General features: G+C 69.5%; 13 protein-coding genes and 1 tRNA gene. 9 read left to right on the top strand and 5 right to left on the bottom strand.

Features of this window, described 5'->3' with window-relative positions; genetic code table 11:
- The first annotated feature begins 151 nt into the window (after positions 1–151).
- Positions 152–1,999 (top strand): AMP-dependent synthetase/ligase, encoded by a 1,848-nt coding sequence (locus AB0383_RS25980; protein ID WP_364184301.1) that lies wholly within the window; start codon positions 152–154, stop codon positions 1,997–1,999.
- A gap of 46 nt (positions 2,000–2,045) precedes the next feature.
- Here the strand turns inward: AB0383_RS25980 and AB0383_RS25975 are convergent, their stop codons facing one another.
- Entirely contained in the window at positions 2,046–2,939 is an 894-nt protein-coding gene (locus AB0383_RS25975) for an SDR family oxidoreductase (RefSeq protein ID WP_364184298.1), read from the bottom strand.
- Between the two features lie 390 nt (positions 2,940–3,329).
- Between AB0383_RS25975 and AB0383_RS25970 the strand changes: the two genes are divergently transcribed.
- The 5 genes from AB0383_RS25970 (at position 3,330) to AB0383_RS25950 (ending at position 11,475) form a co-directional block, all read left to right on the top strand.
- Complete coding sequence (locus AB0383_RS25970; RefSeq protein ID WP_364184296.1) at positions 3,330–4,544, top strand: MFS transporter; 1,215 nt, start codon at positions 3,330–3,332, stop codon at positions 4,542–4,544.
- 747 nt (positions 4,545–5,291) lie between these two features.
- Entirely contained in the window at positions 5,292–6,518 is a 1,227-nt protein-coding gene (locus tag AB0383_RS25965; protein WP_366188769.1) for a GGDEF domain-containing protein, read from the top strand.
- Between the two features lie 234 nt (positions 6,519–6,752).
- Positions 6,753–8,912: a phospholipase gene (locus AB0383_RS25960; protein ID WP_366188768.1), complete on the top strand. Its 2,160-nt coding sequence runs from the start codon at positions 6,753–6,755 to the stop codon at positions 8,910–8,912.
- 450 nt (positions 8,913–9,362) lie between these two features.
- Complete coding sequence (locus AB0383_RS25955; protein ID WP_366188856.1) at positions 9,363–10,796, top strand: LCP family protein; 1,434 nt, start codon at positions 9,363–9,365, stop codon at positions 10,794–10,796.
- A gap of 184 nt (positions 10,797–10,980) precedes the next feature.
- Positions 10,981–11,475, top strand: a complete 495-nt coding sequence (locus tag AB0383_RS25950; protein WP_220247062.1) for a helix-turn-helix domain-containing protein — start codon at positions 10,981–10,983, stop codon at positions 11,473–11,475.
- Positions 11,476–11,704: 229 nt separating this feature from the next.
- On the opposite strand, the gene AB0383_RS25945 is transcribed toward AB0383_RS25950, so the two are convergent.
- Positions 11,705–13,165, bottom strand: a complete 1,461-nt coding sequence (locus AB0383_RS25945) for an NAD(P)/FAD-dependent oxidoreductase (protein ID WP_364187264.1) — start codon at positions 13,163–13,165, stop codon at positions 11,705–11,707.
- A gap of 70 nt (positions 13,166–13,235) precedes the next feature.
- Between AB0383_RS25945 and AB0383_RS25940 the strand changes: the two genes are divergently transcribed.
- Both AB0383_RS25940 and AB0383_RS25935 read left to right on the top strand, forming a co-directional pair.
- Entirely contained in the window at positions 13,236–13,835 is a 600-nt protein-coding gene (locus AB0383_RS25940; protein WP_364187261.1) for a TetR/AcrR family transcriptional regulator, read from the top strand.
- Positions 13,836–14,055: 220 nt separating this feature from the next.
- Positions 14,056–14,547, top strand: coding sequence for a hypothetical protein (locus AB0383_RS25935; RefSeq protein ID WP_364187258.1), 492 nt, complete (start codon positions 14,056–14,058; stop codon positions 14,545–14,547).
- Positions 14,548–14,652: 105 nt separating this feature from the next.
- On the opposite strand, the gene AB0383_RS25930 is transcribed toward AB0383_RS25935, so the two are convergent.
- The gene (locus AB0383_RS25930) at positions 14,653–14,874 is read right to left on the bottom strand and encodes a DUF3618 domain-containing protein (protein ID WP_364187255.1); all 222 of its coding nucleotides are present in this window, start codon (positions 14,872–14,874) and stop codon (positions 14,653–14,655) included.
- 122 nt (positions 14,875–14,996) lie between these two features.
- On the opposite strand from AB0383_RS25930, the gene AB0383_RS25925 reads away from it, so the two are divergent.
- Positions 14,997–15,070 (top strand) — tRNA-Leu (locus AB0383_RS25925).
- Between the two features lie 236 nt (positions 15,071–15,306).
- Here the strand turns inward: AB0383_RS25925 and AB0383_RS25920 are convergent.
- A complete protein-coding gene (locus AB0383_RS25920; RefSeq protein WP_366188767.1) occupies positions 15,307–16,290 on the bottom strand; it encodes a VCBS repeat-containing protein in 984 nt (327 codons plus the stop codon).
- A 149-nt stretch (positions 16,291–16,439) separates the two neighbouring features.
- On the bottom strand, positions 16,440–16,781 hold the full coding sequence (locus AB0383_RS25915) for a hypothetical protein (RefSeq protein ID WP_366188766.1): 342 nt from the start codon (positions 16,779–16,781) through the stop codon (positions 16,440–16,442).
- Positions 16,782–17,015 lie beyond the last annotated feature (234 nt).

The following is a 17,015-nucleotide window of genomic DNA, read 5'->3' as shown; positions in this document are numbered from 1 at the left end:
GATCTTTTCCTCGAGGCGTGAGGAATAGACCGTTTTGCGTAGTTCACGGTCAGGTCCACGCAGGCACGCGGAGTGGCCGCGATTCTCTATCCACACCGGCCGGGAGCCCCTACAGTGGTCGGTCATCCACACCACTGGAGGAGGGCCAGCGTTGACCACCCCGCAGTCCGCAGCCGCACAGGCCGAAGGTCAGACGATCCCCCGCCTGCTGCACCGCAACGCCACCGAGTACGGCGAACACCCCGCCGTCACCTCGCTCGACCTCGAGGGTCACCCGACGCTGAACTGGAGCGAGTTCCGCACCGCGATCGCCGAGTTCTCGCGCGGCCTGGCCGGGCTCGGCCTCGGCAAGCGCGACCGCATGCTGATCATGGCCGCGAGCAGTCCCGACCACCTGGTCGCCGACCTCGCCGCCGTGCACCTGGCCGCGATCCCGTGCACCGCGTACGCGACGTTGAGCCCGGACCAGATCCGCTACGTCGCCCGCCACAGCGCCGCGCCCGTGGTCGTCCTCGGCGGCACGGGTGAGCTCGATCGTTGGCTGCCGGTGCTCGACGATCTCCCCGCGCTGCGCCACGTCGTCGTGATGGACGCGGCCGCCATCCCGGCCGGCGACGAACGGTTCGTTTCCTTCGCCGAGGTGCGCGAGGCCGGACGCGCGGCACTCGCCGAAGACCCCGCCGCGTTCGAAGCCGCGTGGCAGGCGATCCAGCCGGACGACCCGCTCGCGATGATCTACACCTCCGGCACCACCGGCGACCCCAAGGGTGTCGTGCTGTCGCACCGCAACGCCGTCCACGAAGGACTCGCGGTGCAGAACCTGCACGACGCGCCCATGCACGCCAAGAACATCGCCTACCTGCCGCTGGCGCACATCGCCGAGCGCGAGCTGTCGATCTACCTGCCGCTGCTGTGGGCGGGCCACGTGCACACCGTCGCCGACGCCGCCGGAGTCGTCGCCGCGCTCGGGCAGGTGCACCCGGAGAGCTTCTTCGGCGTACCGCGCGTGTGGGAAAAGATGGTGGCGGGCATGAAGAACATGCTCGGCGGCGTACCCGAGGACCGGCGCGAGGCGCTGCTCTCGGCCAACGCCCTGCTGCAGGAGGGCTACAAGCTGCGCTCCGACGGCAAGGAGGTGCCGGCCGAGCTCGCCGAGCGCATCGCGAAGACCGACGAAGCCGTGCTCGCCCCCGTGCGCGCGCTGCTCGGTCTGGACAAGGTGCTCGTCGCCTCCAGTGGCGCGGCGGCCCTGCCGGTGGAGGTCCTGTACTTCATCGCCGGCCTGGGCGTGGAGATCCAGGAGGTCTGGGGCCTGTCCGAGACGACCGGCGCGGCCACGTCGAACAGCGCCGGCGGCTTCCGCGCGGGCACCGTCGGCAAGCCGCTCGAGGGCGTCGAGGTGAAGGTGGCCGAAGACGGCGAGCTGCTCGTGCGCGGCCCCATCGTGTTCCTCGGCTACCTGCAGGAAGACGGCTCCATCGCCGACGCCACCGACGCCGACGGCTGGTACGCCACCGGCGACATCGGCACCATCGACGAAGACGGTTTCGTGCGGATCACCGACCGCAAGAAGGAACTGATCATCACCTCGAGCGGCAAGAACATCGCCCCCACCCGCATCGAGGGCCTGCTCAAGGAGCACCCGCTCATCGGCCAGGCCGTCGCGATCGGCGACGACCGCCCGTATGTCACCGCCCTCATCGTGCTCGACGACGAGATCGCCCCCGGCTGGGCCGCGGCGAACGGCATCGAGGCGTCCGGCATCGACGAGCTGGCCACCCACGACCAGGTGCTCGCCGAGATCGAACGCGCGGTGGAATCCGCCAACAGCCGCCTGGCGCGCATCGAGCAGATCAAGCGCTACCACCTGATCACGCAGGCGTGGACCCCCGAAACCGGTGAGCTCACGCCCACGCTGAAGCTCAAGCGCCGCGTCATCAACGAGCGCTACGACGCCGCGATCAAGGACCTCTACACCGCTGTCACCCCGGCGTCCTGATCGCCGACCCCGGGCGGTTCGGATGAGCCCCGCCCGGGGTGGGCCGTCAGGCGATCCGGCTGCTGTCCGTCCACTTGCGAAGCCGCGGCGGCACCCGCTTCTCGAGCCCGTAGTTCTCCAGGTGCGCCGAAAACACCTCGTCGAAGGCGTTCTGCACCGTCTCCGTGTCCCACACCTGCCGCTCGAGGATCGGCTGCTTCAGGAACGGCTGTCCCATCACGTGCAGCTGCGGCCCGTTGCACCGGATCATCTGCCCGGTGATCCCCGCCGACCCATCCCCGAGCAGGAACAACACCACCGGCGCGATCCGGGACGGCGTCCGCTCGGGCGGACAAGCCCGCAACGCCCGCTCCGACTTCCACACCATCCGCGTGTGCGCCACCGGGCACACCGCGTTGGCGCGGATCCCGTGCTCTTCCAGGTCCAGGGCCCACGAATACGTCAACGAAGCAACCGCGCCCTTCGAAGCCGCGTACACGCCGAGCTTGCGCTGCCCCAGCGAAGCGCCCGACGAAATATTCACGATGGACCCGCGAATCCCCCCGGCGACCATCGCCTTGATCGCCGCCAGGCCCGTGTACATCACGCCCAGGACGTTGACCTCGACCAGCTCCCTGGCCTGCTCGACGTTGTCGTCCCACGGCAGGGCCTCGTAGTTGAGCCCGGCGTTGTTGACCAGGCCGTTGATCCGCCCGAACTCGCCGACGCACAGGTCCACGATCGCCTGGGCCTGCGCCGGGTCGGCCACGCTGTGTCCACTCGCGACGGCCCGGCCGCCGCGCTGCCGGATCGTCTCGGCCGTGCGCTCGGCGAGCCCGGCGTCGACGTCGTTGACCACCACGGCCCCGCCCGCGCGGGCCACGTGCACGGCGAACGCCTCGCCGAGTCCCCGGCCGGCGCCTGTGACGACCACGGCCTTGTCCTGCATGAGCCTGTCCATAACCATCTCCCCGCTGCCAGGCACCGGAGGGGCGAGGGGTCGCTCCACCGGGCTCTTTTCCAGTGTTGGGCCATTCCGCACGGGGAACAGGGCGACGGCGGCGAACGGTGGGCGTCATGCGACGAGCGAGTCACGCACGATCAGTGCTCCGGTACCTCCGGACTGGTCACCACCGACCGAAATCAGGGTCCGCCCGGCGTGGTCCGGGCCCCCTTGAACAGCCCGACCGCGGAGAACGATCGTTCTACTGTTCGCCCGCGCGTAATCAGCGGCATACTGATTGTTGTCCCGCTGCCCGGACCTGTGACTCCCTCGGGGTCGCCGTCACAGCCCAGGCAGAATGCCCACCGGACACGTTCACCCGATCGGGGAGGGGGAAGTGGTCACCCTGTGACGACCCACGCCACGCCACGGCTGACGGCGCCACTGCGGAACGTCGAGTACCGCGTTCTGTGGGCGGCCGAGGCCATCTCGAGCGCGGGCGACCAGCTGGCGAAGGTGGCGCTCGCCATCCTCGTCTACGACCGCACCGGCTCGGCCCTCTGGGCCGCCGTCGTCTACGCCCTCACGTTCCTCCCCGCCCTGGCGGGCGGGCTCGGGCTGTCCTTCCTCGCCGACCGCTACCGGCGCCGCGCGGTGCTGAGCGTGAGTGCGGCGGTGCAGGCGATGCTCGTGGGGCTGATGAGCCTGCCGGGCATGCCGCTGGCCGTACTGTGCGGCCTGCTCGTGGCCGTGCAGTTGGCCGCGTCACCCGCCAACGCCGCGCAGAACGCGATCACGCGCGAAGTGTTCACCGACGACGAGATCTACCTGCGCAGCCAGGACCTGCGCGGGATCACCACCAACACGGTGATGCTGCTGGGGCTCGCGGGCGGCGGCCTCCTGGTGACATTCGTGGGCACGTCGTGGGCGCTGGCGATCGACGCCGTGAGTTTTGCCGTTGCCTCGCTCATCGTGCGCGTGTGGGTGCACGATCGCCCGGCCGCGGGCGGCGAGCAGTCGACGTGGTTCGGGGCCACGCGGTTCGTGTTCGGGCAGCGCAGGCTGCGGGTTCTGATCGCGCTGTCGTGGCTGGTCGGGCTCGCGGTGGTCCCCGAAGGGCTCGCGGCTCCGCTGGCGCAGCAGCTCGGCGCGTCGTCCGCGGCCGTCGGCTGGCTGCTGGCTGCCGACCCGCTGGGGTTCGTGGCCGGTGCCTACTTGCTCTCGAAGTTCGCGTCCGCCCAGGTCAGGCTGCGGCTGCTGGGCATCCTCGCGACGACGTCGCTGGCCCTGCTCGCATTGTTCCTGCTCCAGCCGAACCTTGCACTGGCTCTCGTGCTCCTCGCACTGGCGGGTGCGATGGGCGCGTACATCATCACGGTCACCGCGACGTTCGCCACCTGGGTGCCGAACGAGCTGCGCGGCGGCGCCGGCGGGCTCTACCGCACCGGGCTGCGGGTCGCGCAGGGAGTCGGGGTCGCGCTGGGCGGGGTGGTCGCCCAGGTGACCGGGTCCGCGGTCACCGCCATCGCGCTCGCCGGTCTGCTCGGCGTGGCGCTGGCCATCCCCACCGCCTTCTCATGGACCCGGGTGCGGCACGCGGTCGCAGCCGGTACCGGGCTCTGAGTCGTGGCCGGCTCGTTCACCGGCCGGGGCGATCCGGTTCTGACCTCCGGATCGAAGTCTGGGGGTGCGTCTTGTTCTCAGGCTTCGCGGTCACGCATCGCGACTCTCCTCTGCTCACGCTGTCACGAACTCTTGGTTGCCGGTCACCGGAATCACGCCTCGCGGTCACGCACGGTCGGACACCTCCTCGAACAGAGAGCACTGAGCACACTGACAATTTCCGGGAAAACAGACAAGAACGATTCAGGCCTCGCGGTCGCGCATCGGGAAAACACCTCCTCGAGGGCACAGCTCAGCGACTGGCGTTGCAATTCGCATTCAGGATTCACCAGCCATCGGGGGAAGGCACCTCAGGGTAAGAGGCACACGGTTGGACGGAACACGAATTCAGCCCTCGCGGAGGGCCCACCGCCGGGGAGTCGGTGAGTGCGATGATACCGGTAAGCGATAACAGCACCACAGTGGATACCACCAGACGCGAACCACCCGAGAGACCGGAGGAGGCCGAGCCCGATGCCCGAGAACGCACGCGCGCACGGTGAACCCACGGACTCCAATCGCGGGGTACCCACACCCTCCCATGATCACGCACCGAAGTTCCAGGATTCTTCCGGGCATGCGCAAGGGGATGCACGCAGTGATGCACAAAAAGCAACCGCGCGGTCGCAGGGTGTCGGCCAACGGCTCGGTGAGTTGATTTCCGGCAATCCCGTGCGGTCGTGGGATCTGTGGACGAAGCCGCGCCCGATGATCGTTTTCCTGCTTTCCTGGGAAGCGCTTGCCATCGGCCTGCTGACGTTCGGGATCGTCACCGGCCGTCCCGCCACCGCCCTGGACTGGGCCCGGTTCGGCATCCTCGCCGTGTGCGCCACGGTGCACATCCAGCTCACGCGCCGGCAGGAGGAGCGGCGGCGCAACCGCGTGACGGCCGTCCACATCGACCTGTCGGGGATCTGGGTGTTCCCTGGCGCGCTGCTGCTGCCGATCCCCTTGACACTGCTGCTGATCGTCATCGTCCGCGGGCAGCGGTGGTTCAACTCGCGGCGGCCTCCGCACAAGTTCGTATTCACCTCGTTCACGCACGCCGTGTCGGCCTTGGCGGCACACCAGCTGTACCAGACCTTCGCCTCAGCGGAGCTGGAGAACCTCACGCCGAACAACTCGCTGAAGCTCTTCGGCATCCTCATGCTGGTCGGCTTCTGCTACGCGGCGCTGCAGGCGATCGTCATCGGCAGCCTGCTCGCACTGGGCGGAACTTCCGCCCCGACGCTGAGCAACGTGCTGGGCACCAAGGATGACAACCTGCTGGAGCTCTCGACCATCGGTCTCGGCACGATCGCCACGATCCTGCTGGTGAACTTCCCGCCGGCGATCGTGATCCTGGTGCTCATCACCGTGCTGGGCAACCGGCTCGCCGAGATCAACCAGCTGCAGTCCGAGGCGCGCACGGACCCGAAGACCGGCATCTTCAACGTGCGCGGGTGGTCCGAATCAGCCGACCGCGCCTTGACGCGAGCCGCTCGCGGCAACGAAATGCTGGCGCTGCTGATGATCGACCTGGACCATTTCAAGTGGATCAACGACACCTACGGCCACCCCGCGGGCGACGACGTCCTGCGCACCGTGGCCCAGACCTTGGACGACATCACGCGCCCCAGGGACATCATCGGCCGCTTCGGCGGCGAGGAATTCCTGATCCTGCTGCCGGACGTGGACCAAACGGCCGCCAAGGTCGCGGCCGAACGGATCCGTCTCGCGATCGCCGAACAGCAGATCGTGACCACCGACAAACGCGGCGGACGCGCCCGCATCACCGGTCGGACCACGTCGATCGGAGTGGCGTTGCTCGGGCCGAACGGATCGACGGTGGAACAGTTGCTGCACGCGGCCGACGCCGCCGTGTATGCCGCGAAGGAAGGGGGCCGGAATCAAGTCCGGTTCGCCGACGCGGATCCGCCGCCGCGCGTGGCCTGAGCGAAATCGCCGCCCGGCCAATTGCGATTAATCGCGTTGGGTGAACGGGCCCCGAAAACGGACAGCCAATTAAGCAGGGCTTGCTCTCCGTGACCGGAAGTCGCGAAAAGGGGACTGTGATGCAATTCACCACCCCCTGAAATGTGGTGCCCGGCCCGGACCCGGGGAGATCCCCACCCCTTCCGGGGGTCATCCCCATGCCGCCGCCCGGGTGGGACTGGCACCCTTGAGCGCATGCCCGCCACCGACGACCGGCCTCCGGCCGCCGCTCGCGCCCGCCGTCCGTGGTCGACGTCGGGCTGGCTGCTGCTGGTGCTCTTCGTCGTGTTCGGCTTCGGGCTCATCGCCTCGCGCCCGGCGTCGCCGCCGGACCAGGGACCGCCGACGGGCGACGTACTGGCCGCGCAGAACGCCATCGCCGCGCTGACCCACCCCGGCCCGCAGCCCACCGCGCTCGCGCTCCTGCCCAAGGACTTCACCGCAGTCAGCGGCGTGACGCCGGGTGCGCTGGCCGCACGCGACGGGACCGTTCGCGCCGTCCACGTCGACGGCGGGTGCTCCACCCCGTGGGGCGACGACAACACCAAGTGGGACTACGCGGTGCCGTGCAAGGCCCACGACCTGGGCTACGACCTGCTGCGCTACGCGGACAAGAAGGGCCACCCGCTCGACCAGAGCGTGCGGGCCTCGCTCGACGCTCGGCTGTCGCAGGACATGCACCACGCGTGCGTGGTGAACCCGATGGGCTCGCCGGGCACCTGCCAGGTCGTCGCCACGCTCTACTCCGCCGGGCTCGTCGTGAACTCGTGGCACCAGCGGTGGGGACCTCCGGTCGCCGACCCGATCGGGCCGATGGTCGCCGGCGTCCTCGTGATCGGCTGCCTGCTCGTGTTCCGGCTGCGCGGCTGGCACACGGCCCGGCGCGCCACCCCCCGACCCGCTCGCGCCGCGACTGGTCCCCCCACCCGCTGGGCCGTGCTCGGCGCTGCCTCGGCCGTGCTGCTCGTGCTCGGCGAATCGGCGACGGCGCTGGCCGACTGGGCGGGCGCGCCCGAGTCCGCGTGGTGGCCGCTGACGTGGCTCGCGCAGCTCACGCCGCTGCTGTTCTTCGCGGGCGGCTACGCGAACGTCACCGGCTGGCCGGCCGAACGCGACCGCGGCTACCGCCACTACCTCGCCGAGCGCGCGAGCCCGCTGCTGCGCCCCGCGTTGATCTTCGCCGTGGTCGCCCTGCTCGTCCCGCTGGCGCTGGAGCTGCTCGGCATTCCCGCAGGCACGAACGCGACGGTCATGCGGATCGCGCTGCACCCGCTGTGGCTGCTGGGCGTGTACCTGCTGACGGTCGTCTGCGCGCCCGCACTGCTCGCGCTGCACCGCCGCGCCGGGTTGTGGTCGGTGGCCGGCCTGCTGGCGCTCGTCGTCGCGGGCGAGGCCACCGCGGCCTGGTCCGGCTCGCCGCTGCCCGGTTACGGCGCCACCCTGGCGCTCGCGCTGCTGGCCCAGCAGATCGCGTTCGCCCACGCCGACGGGGTGCGGCTCCCCCGGCCGGTGCTGGCGGGCGCCGCCGTGGCCGGAGTGGGCGCTCTGGCCGTGGCCACCTTCGCGCTCGGCGCGTCGCCGATCCTGCTGGGCAGCCCGGGCGCGCCGGCCGCGTTGTCAGCGCCGCCGTGGGAGGTCCTGCTGCTCGGCGTGACCCAGCTCGGCTTGGCGGGCGTGCTCGGTGGACGGCTGGTGCGCGTCGCGGCGTGGCCGCGGGTCAGCCGCGCGGCCGGGTTCGTGCTGCGGGCGCCGATGAGCCTGTACCTGGCGTTCCTGGCGGCGATGCTGCTGCTCGTCGCCGTCGTCTACCTGCCGGGCCCGATCGCCGACGGGCTGAGCTGGCTCGTGAAACCGCGCACCGCCATGGCGATCGCGCTACTGCTCGTGCCGGCGGGGTGCGTGTTCTGGTGGTTCGAACGCCACCCGCGCGGCCACGGCGAACCCGCGCCGCCCCCGCCGAGACCGCGCACGGCCACCGGCTGGCGGCCGGTGCTGCTCACGAGAGCGGCCGCCGCGCTCGGCATCGGCTACGCGACACTCGGTGTCTTCGGGCTCGCGCTGGCCCGCTTCGGCGACGTCGCCGCCGACGCCGATTTCCTCGGCCTGCACCTCGACCCCGTGCAGAGCCTCGTGCACCTGCTTCTCGGCGTGCTCCTGCTGCACACCGTCCGCACGGGCGCCACCGCGTCGGCGGGCACGTGGTTCGTCTGCGCACTCGCCTGCGGCCCGCCGCTGATGGTCTCGTCGGCCGGCACGCCGACCGTGGTCCTGCACGCCGCGACGGCGGTGTTTGCGCTGGTCGCGGCCGTTTCGTGCCTGGTTCCCCGGCGCCGCGCTGCGAGCGCGACTTCTTGACGAGAAACTCGAAGCGCGACACGCACACAACCGGCCAGGCGAACGCGCCCGACTTGGCGGACCATGGGTGGTGCAGGCCACACCGGCCGGGGGAGGTGCGAACCCGCCGCAACCCCGTCCCGGCACCATGCGTCTTCAAGGTCCGGGAGACCCGGACAGTGGCAGGCAGACGGACGAGCAGAAGGAGCGGACCGCGTGGATCACCCGCCTCGGAACGGGCAAGGCGACCGACGCCCCGCCCGCCCCTGGCAGGACCCGCCGGGGCGCGCGAGCGGACGCCGGGTGCCACCGCCCGCGCGTGATCGCGCTGGGCCGCGCGGCCCCCGCGACGCCGAGCACCGCCCGTCGCGTCCGGCGCAGCGCCGGTCCGGTCCGCCGCCGCGGCGCTCTGGCCGGCGAGGCTCGCACCGCGGCGCGAAGATCACCCTCGCCGTGGTGTCGCTGCTGGTCATGGCCTTCACCGGCTACGCGTGGGCGTCGCTGCAGGGCCTGGTCAACGGCCTCAACTACGCCGACGTGATCAACCCGCAATCGGGCGGCGACCAGCCCGCCGACGGCGCGCGCGACATCCTCCTGGTCGGCCTCGACAGCCGCACCGACGCGCAGGGCAACCCGCTCTCCCCGCAGCTGCTCGCCCAGCTGCGCGCGGGCGTGGCCGACGGCGAGCTCAACACCGACTCACTGATCTTCGTGCACATCCCGAACGACGGCAGCAAGGCCGTCGCGATCTCGCTGCCGCGCGACTCGTACGTGAACATCCCCGGCTTCGGCGAGCACAAGATCAACTCCGCGTACCCCCGCGCGATGCTGCAGGCGCGCAAGGACCTGCAGCAGCAAGGCGTGACGGACCCGAAGGAGCTCGACGTCAAGGCCAACCAGGCCGGCGCGAAGGAGCTGATCACCACCGTCGAGGCGCTCACCGGCTCGACGATCGACAACTACGCGGCGATCAACCTGCTCGGCTTCAGCGAGATCACGCAGGCCATCGGCGGCGTCGACGTGTGCCTCAACAACAGCGTCGACGACTCCTACTCCGGCGCGAAGTTCACCAAGGGCGTGCACACGATCTCCGGGGTGCAGGCACTGGAGTTCGTCCGGCAGCGCCACGGCCTGCCGCGCGGCGACCTCGACCGGGTGGTGCGCCAGCAGGTGTTCATGGCCGGCATGGCGCGCAAGGTGCTCTCGGCCGGCACGCTCACCGACCCGGGCAAGCTCAACGCGCTCATCGAAGCCATCAAGAAGTCGGTGGTCCTCAACCAGAACTGGGACATCTTCAGCTTCGCCCAGCAGATGAAGGGCCTCACCGGCGGGCAGCTCGAGTTCCGCACGATCCCGGTGGAGGACGTCGCGTACAAGTCGCCCAGCGACGGTGACGCCATCAAGGTCGACCCGCAGGCCGTGAAGAAGTTCGTGCAGGGCCTCGCCGGTCCGCAGCCCGGCCAACAGCCTGGTCAAGAACAGGCGCCCCAGACCAACGACGCGAACAAGGGCATCACCGTCGACGTCCGCAACGCCTCGGGCCGCACGGGCCTGGCCGCGAGCGTGTCGAAGCAGCTCACCGGCAAGGGCTTCACCGCGGGCGACACGGCCAACGCGACCTCACGCAAGACCACCGTGATCTGGGTGCCCTCCGGCGGCGAGGACTCCGGCAACGCCGTGGCCGACGCGCTCGGCACCAAGGCGACGGTGCAGGAGGACAAGAGCGTCGGCGCCGGTCACGTGATGGTGTTCCTCGGCTCGGACTACCAGCCGAGCGCCGACAACGCCGGCTCCGGTGCGCCGGCCGGCGCGGCCCACGCGCCCGCGTCGACCCCGGCACCCCCGCCGGCCGCCGGCGACGACCAGAAGCCGATCACGGCCGATGGCGTTCCCTGCGTCAACTGACCTGTTCAGCGCACCGCGGTTCGTCCGTTCGGAGCAGTCTGCGAAATCGTCACCAAAGACTTGCCCGAAACCGCGTAAGGAAAAGCGCACTGCCCACTTTCATACACGTGAGACGCGCACGCGTTCGCAGTCACGAGAGCGAACGCCCGCGTGTGGGAGCGTGAGCAGGGCAGGGGACGAGGAAGTGGTGATCGACGCTGAGCACTACCAGCGGATACTCGGTGACGAGCTCCGCAAGCTCCGGCGCAGGCGAGGCTGGACGCGCAAGGAGCTGAACACGCATCTGCAGAGTGAGATCTCCCTGCAGACGCTGGCGACGTACGAGCTGGGCACGCGGCAGTGTTCCGTGGTGCGCCTGGTCGAGCTGTGCGTCGCGATGGACGAGCTGCCCCAGGACCTGCTGGCCAAGGTGCACCGGCGCGTGTTCGTGGAAGAGCCCGGACGCGTGCGGGTGGACCTGCGGCGAGTGGTGGCCGAGGCCTCGCCCGAACTGCTGCCCCTGCGCCGCTGGGCCGAGGACCGGCTGCGCCGTGGCGATCCGGGAGCCGGCGCGACCACGGTGAGCTCGGGCCCGGCCGAGGTGTCGCTCGACCTGGCCGCGCTCGAGCGGATGGCCGAGCTGTGCGACCTGCAGGTCGTCGACCTGATCAGCCACCTGCGCAAACTCGCACCCGCCTGAGCCACGGGCGGAGCTGACCCGGGCCGTTTCGCCGGTCCCGGCCGGGGGCTTTCGCGTTGTCGAGGGTCGCGAAAGCCCCCGCCCCCTCATCCCTGACCCGAGCACGCCCACCGCCGTCCGTGGGCTTGTTCGGCGCGCCTTCCTGCCCTCCCCACAAGCTACGAAGGGGACTTTCGCGCCTCCTCCCCTGCCGCGAAAGTCCCCTTCGTACCCCTTGCGCCCTGCGTTGTCAGCCGAGCAGTTCGTAGTCCTCCCGGCGAACCGTGCGCGTGTCGAGCCAGTACCGCCACGTGAAGCCAGGCCAGATCGTGCGGTTCACGCCCTTCGCGTCGAGGTACCAGCTCTTGCAGCCGCCCTGCGTCCAGATCCCCTTCGCGAGCTTGCGCTGCACGTCGGTGTTGAACGCCTCCTGCACCTGTGGCCGCGGGTCGATCGCGCGGTCGCCCGCCAGGCGCAGCGCCTGCGCGATGTAGGAGATCTGGGACTCGATCATGAACACCACGGAGTTGTGGCCGAGTCCGGTGTTGGGGCCGAGCAGGAAGAACAGGTTCGGGAACCCGTTGACGGTGATGCCGAGGTGCGTGCGCATCCCCTCGGCCGCCCACTCCTTGGCGAGGTTGCGCCCGTCGCGCCCGACTATCTCGAGCGTGTCGAACGCGTCGGTGACGTGGAAGCCGGTGCCGTAGATGATCACGTCGACCTCGTGCTCCACACCGGCGGCGTCGACCACGCTGTGCTCGCGGACCTCGGCGACGCCTTCGGTGACCACGTCGACGTTGTCCCTGGCCAGGGCCGGGTAGTAGTCGTTGGAGATCAGCACGCGCTTGCAGCCCATGGTGTAGTCGGGCGTCAGCTTCGCGCGCAGAGCCGGGTCGGCCACGGCCTGGTCGATGTTGCGCTTGGCGATGCGCTGGCCGAGCTGCATCACCCACGGCTGGCCGTTGAAGCCGACGGCGCGGGCCTCGAGCATCCAGTAGAGGACGTCGCGGTAGGCGCGTTGCGCGAGCGGGACCGCCTTGAACAGGCCGCGGACCCAGCCGGGCATGTCGTGGTCGGCCTTCGGCATCACCCACGGCGGGGTGCGCTGGAAGAGCGTCAGGTTCTCGACCTGCCCGACGATCTGGGGCACGAACTGCACCGCGCTCGCGCCCGTGCCGACCACCGCGACGCGCTTGCCGGTGAGGTCCACGTCGTGGTCCCACTGCGCGGAGTGGAACGCCGGACCGGCGAAATTCTCGATGCCGGGCAGGCGCGGGATCTGCGGGCGGTGCAGCGCGCCGACGCCCGCGACCAGGGCCTTGGCGACGAACTCGTCGCCCGACTTGGTGGTGACGTGCCAGCGGTTCTCATCGGCGTCCCAGCGCGCGCCGGTCATCTCCTGGCCGAAGCGCAAGAAGCGGCGCAGGCCGTACTTCTCCGTGACGCCGCGCAGGTAGCTCCAGATCTCGGGCTGCGGCGAGTAGGCGCGCGACCAGCCGGGGTTCTGCTCGAAGGAGAACGAGTACATGTGCGACGGGATGTCGCAGGCGCAGCCGGGATAGCTGTTGTCGCGCCAGGTCCCGCCGACGTCGTCGGCCTTCTCGAGGATCACGAAGTCTTCGCGGCCGTCCTTGCGCAGCTGGATGGCCATGCCCAGGCCGGAGAACCCGGTCCCGACCACGATCACCCCGGTCTCGGTGCGGTTGCCCATGCGCCCTCCCGTTTGGTGTTACTCAAAGTCCATCCTACTTGGAGTAGGTTACCGGCGGTAGAGTGTTCTCGTGACCACCGCGAAACGCAAGCGCGTGCCCCGGGCCGAGCGCGAACGGCAGATGATCGAGGTCGCCGAACGGGTGTTCACCGAGCGCGGCTACGGCGCGGCGTCGATGGACGAGATCGCCGAGCTCGTGGGCGTGTCGAAGCCGATGCTGTACGAGTACTTCCACTCCAAGGAAGGCCTGCTGCTGGCGTGCATCCGGCAGTCGCGGGCGGCGCTGCGCGAGGTGACCGAACAGGCGACGGTCGGCGCGGTTTCCGCCGAGGACGCGCTGCGTCGCGGGCTGCTGGCGTTCTTCGTCTTCATCCGCGAGCGCCGGGAGGCCTGGTCGCTGCTGCGGCACGAGATGGCACTGATCGGCACGCCGGCGGCCGACGAGATCGAGCAGACACGACGGCAGCAGACGGACCTGATCGCGGCGTTGATGAGCGGCCACTTCGACGACTCGGACGAACTGCGCGCCGAAGCGTCGGCCGAGTTCGTGGTCGGCGCGTGCGAGCGTCTCGCGATCTGGTGCGAGCGCTTCCCGGACGTGACCCCCGAGATGGCGACCGACTACGCCATGGACATGCTCTGGTCCGGACTGTCACCACGCGCCCGCTGAGGTGCGCGTGAAAATGCACGCGCATTAGGCCATTCGGTCGTCACTCAGTGCGAATCCCCTCCCGTGTCTTGTGACACAGAGTTTCTTTACGGTATCGAGAACCCTGTAGAAAGACTGATGGACAGTCGCGGGTTGCGCGGGGGCGCAGAAATCGCGTCATGAGCGTGCGGTGGCCGAGTCTCGGCCAGTGACGCATGCTGATGGCGAGAGGGGTGAGGTAGTGGTGGAGACGATCACAGCGACGTACGCGCACGAAAACGACGACTGGACGATCACCGTCAGCGGCCGCGGCGAGGCACGGACCGCGAAGGCGCCGGGCATCATCGCCGCGCGTGACCGCGCGGACCAGCTCGTCGACGAGCTCGCCCCGGACGGGCGACCCACGGTCGTGCACCTGCTCAACGGGAGCGCCCTGGAGTTCACCAGCTCCTACATGACCGCGCGGCTCACCCTGCCGGACATCGAGCCGCTGGAGGTGCCGCCGTCGGGGTCTTCGAAGCCGGCTGCTGCCGCCGCTTCGGCCTCTGCTGGTGCTTCCGCCTCTGCTGGTACTTCCGCCTCTGCTGGTACTTCCGCCTCTGCTGGTGCTCCCGCTGCGGCCAAGCCTCAGCTTCCGCCGAGCAAGCAGCTGTCGAAGGAAGTCGAGGACCGCAAGGCCGAGGAGACGCCCGCCGTCCCCACCTCGAAGCCGACGGTCTCCCCACGCGCCTGACACCGCCGTTCCGGTACGCCGGGCCAGTTGTCGCTTTGTCGATCTTTCATACGTGAATACGTCTGAGCGGACCCGTCTCCGGGCCCGCTCAGACGTATCGGTGGATCAGCGGAACAGCTTGCGCACCAGCAGCGCCACGATCAACGCCCCCACGCCGATGAGCGGGTACTTGACCTTGGGGTCGTCCAGCTTCGCGCGGATGCCGTTCTTGGCCTGGGCCGCGAGCTTCTGGGGATTGGCCTTGGTGCCCAGCTGGTCGAGCGTCGCCGCCAGCGCCGTCCTGGCCTGCTCGATCTCACGCTCGATGGTCTCGGGGTCGCGAGCCACGTGCCCTCCTCGCCGCGTCGGACTGTAGGCGCCCACGTTAGAGGACGACACCCCCATCACGGCCACTGGCCACGCCGAGCCACCCCGAACGTGGCGCGCGCTACGATTCTCCAGGCTTTCCCGGGGCCGTAGCCCAATTGGCAGAGGCACACGGTTTAGGTCCGTGCCAGTGAGAGTTCGAGTCTCTCCGGCCCCACTCACCCGAAGCATCGGTAGCCCCTTCGAGCGCCTTGATCTGCGGTTTCACGGCTCGAAGGGGCTGCCGATCGGAACGCGCGAAGCGTGACACGACGCGAACAGCGCATCGGGCGAGTCCCCCTGGATCCGGGAGCTCGCCGACCGCCGCCCGCAGGAGCGGGCTGGAGACTCCGTCGGCATGGCTGTGCTCGACCCACGGCATTGGCGTCGGATGTCGTGCTGGACTCCTGAGTCCTACTGCGAGCGCAGCACCCAGATGTCGGTGTCGTTCACCGCGACGAGGTCCGTATCGCCGTCACCGTCCACATCGGCCGTGAGGGTGTCCTTCGTGCCGGCGAACGAGCCCGCGTACCACGCTTCGGGCGCGGAATAGCCCGTGCCGGTGGAGCGCATGACCTGCACATCGGTGTCGTTGACGGCGATGAGGTCTGCCTTGCCGTCGGCGTCGATGTCCCCGGTGAAGGTCTTCTCGGTGCCGGAGAACGGCGTGGTCGACCACTGCTGCGGCGGGGTGACGTGCCAGCGGGTCTCCGTGGTGGCGGGCACCACGCGCATACCGCTCGAGTCGACGAGGATGCAATCGGCCAGGCCGTCACCGGTCGCGTCCGCCGCCAGCGTCGCCTTCTCACCGCGGAGGGTGTCCGGGCCCCACGTTGTCAACGGGTTCAGCATCTTCGTGCCGTCCGAGACTGCCGCCAATAGCGGGACCCCCGCGAACAAGCCGATCACGTCGGTGTCCCCGTCGCCCTCCAGGTCCACCGCCAGGCTCCCCTGGTCGCCGGCGATGGTGTTGTTCAGCCATTGCGTGGGCGGCGAGAACCGTTCCACGCCGTCGGTGCCGATGATCGACCTCGACACGAAGATGCCCTGTATGTGCGGGCTCGAATGCGTGTGCGGCCGGACCGTGATGGCGTCCGCGCGGCCGTCGTTGTCCACGTCGCCGAGGAAGTATCCGTAGTACGGGCTGTCGTCGAGGCTATTCGCGCACAGGCTCCAATCCTGCTGCGGCTGGAAGCCCGAGCCGGTCGACAGCTTCACGTAGCACGCGTTCTGGAAGGTGTTGAAGCCGGCGAGGTCGTCCTTGCCGTCGCCGTTGACGTCTCCGGCTCTGACCGCGATTTGCGCGGTGAACGGTCCGGTCGACCACAGCTCCGGTACGCCGGACGCCTCCGCCGGCGCGGTGACTGTCAAGGACAGCAGACCGGCGACACCAGCCATCACAAGTGCTCGAGCTCGCATCACGTCTCCCCTTCGTGTCGGCTTTGCCGTATTCACGTCGCGCGAGCAGCCGGGAAACGTTACGGCGGCACACCACAGCACTTGCTGGGGCGGGACTCCGGTATCAGAAACGATCGTTCGCGGAACACTCACCGAGGCCTGGCGGGTAGGTCGAGAAATGCCAGCAGCCGCAGGACTCCGGCCAGGTGGTCGAGGTCGTGCCAGAGCGCGATCACGTCGTCTGGTCCGCGCTGGGCCGCGGCTGTCACTTCGGCAAAGTCGTCGCTGCTCTGGCCGCAGTCGAGGTGCGCTTCGGGACCTTGGTGGATGTCGAACGCGGCGGCCAGGTCCACGTTCCAGTAGTAGTCGACGGGCACATCAGCCAGGTTGATCGCATCGCCGAATCGGCGCTGTATCTCGTCCAGCAGCAGAGAACAGGTCCGGCGAAGGTCGGCGAGCTTGAGTACTGGGTTTCTCTGCGTCACGCGCATCATCGTTCTCCTCACCCAGGCGATCACCGCGTCCAGACGGCAAGGTCGTGTCGACAGAGGGGTGACCCCGACTGCGAAGGGGTCGAACCACCGGAAGCACCACCAGGCCAAAGTAGGAACCGAAGTTGATCGCCGTTACTCTCGCGGCATGAGCGAGGAGATGAAGCTCGCGGAGGCACTGGCGCTGCGTGCTGACGCGGCGAAGCGGATCGAGCAGCTGCGCACGCGGGTCGT

The organism is Amycolatopsis sp. NPDC051373, from assembly GCF_040689465.1.
Taxonomy (GTDB): Bacteria; Actinomycetota; Actinomycetes; order Mycobacteriales; family Pseudonocardiaceae; genus Amycolatopsis.
This window is presented reverse-complemented; position numbering and strand designations above follow the sequence as displayed.

Bases quoted from the DNA above. Each gene is read 5' to 3' on its own strand.
- AB0383_RS25960 (WP_366188768.1), top strand. From the start codon at position 6,753: ATGCCCGCCACCGACGACCGGCCTCCGGCCGCCGCTCGCGCCCGCCGT.
- AB0383_RS25945 (WP_364187264.1), bottom strand. From the start codon at position 13,165: ATGGGCAACCGCACCGAGACCGGGGTGATCGTGGTCGGGACCGGGTTC.
- AB0383_RS25915 (WP_366188766.1), bottom strand. From the start codon at position 16,781: ATGCGCGTGACGCAGAGAAACCCAGTACTCAAGCTCGCCGACCTTCGC.
- AB0383_RS25920 (WP_366188767.1), bottom strand. From the start codon at position 16,290: ATGGCTGGTGTCGCCGGTCTGCTGTCCTTGACAGTCACCGCGCCGGCG.
- AB0383_RS25975 (WP_364184298.1), bottom strand. From the start codon at position 2,939: ATGGACAGGCTCATGCAGGACAAGGCCGTGGTCGTCACAGGCGCCGGC.
- AB0383_RS25965 (WP_366188769.1), top strand. From the start codon at position 5,292: ATGATCGTTTTCCTGCTTTCCTGGGAAGCGCTTGCCATCGGCCTGCTG.
- AB0383_RS25955 (WP_366188856.1), top strand. From the start codon at position 9,363: ATGGCCTTCACCGGCTACGCGTGGGCGTCGCTGCAGGGCCTGGTCAAC.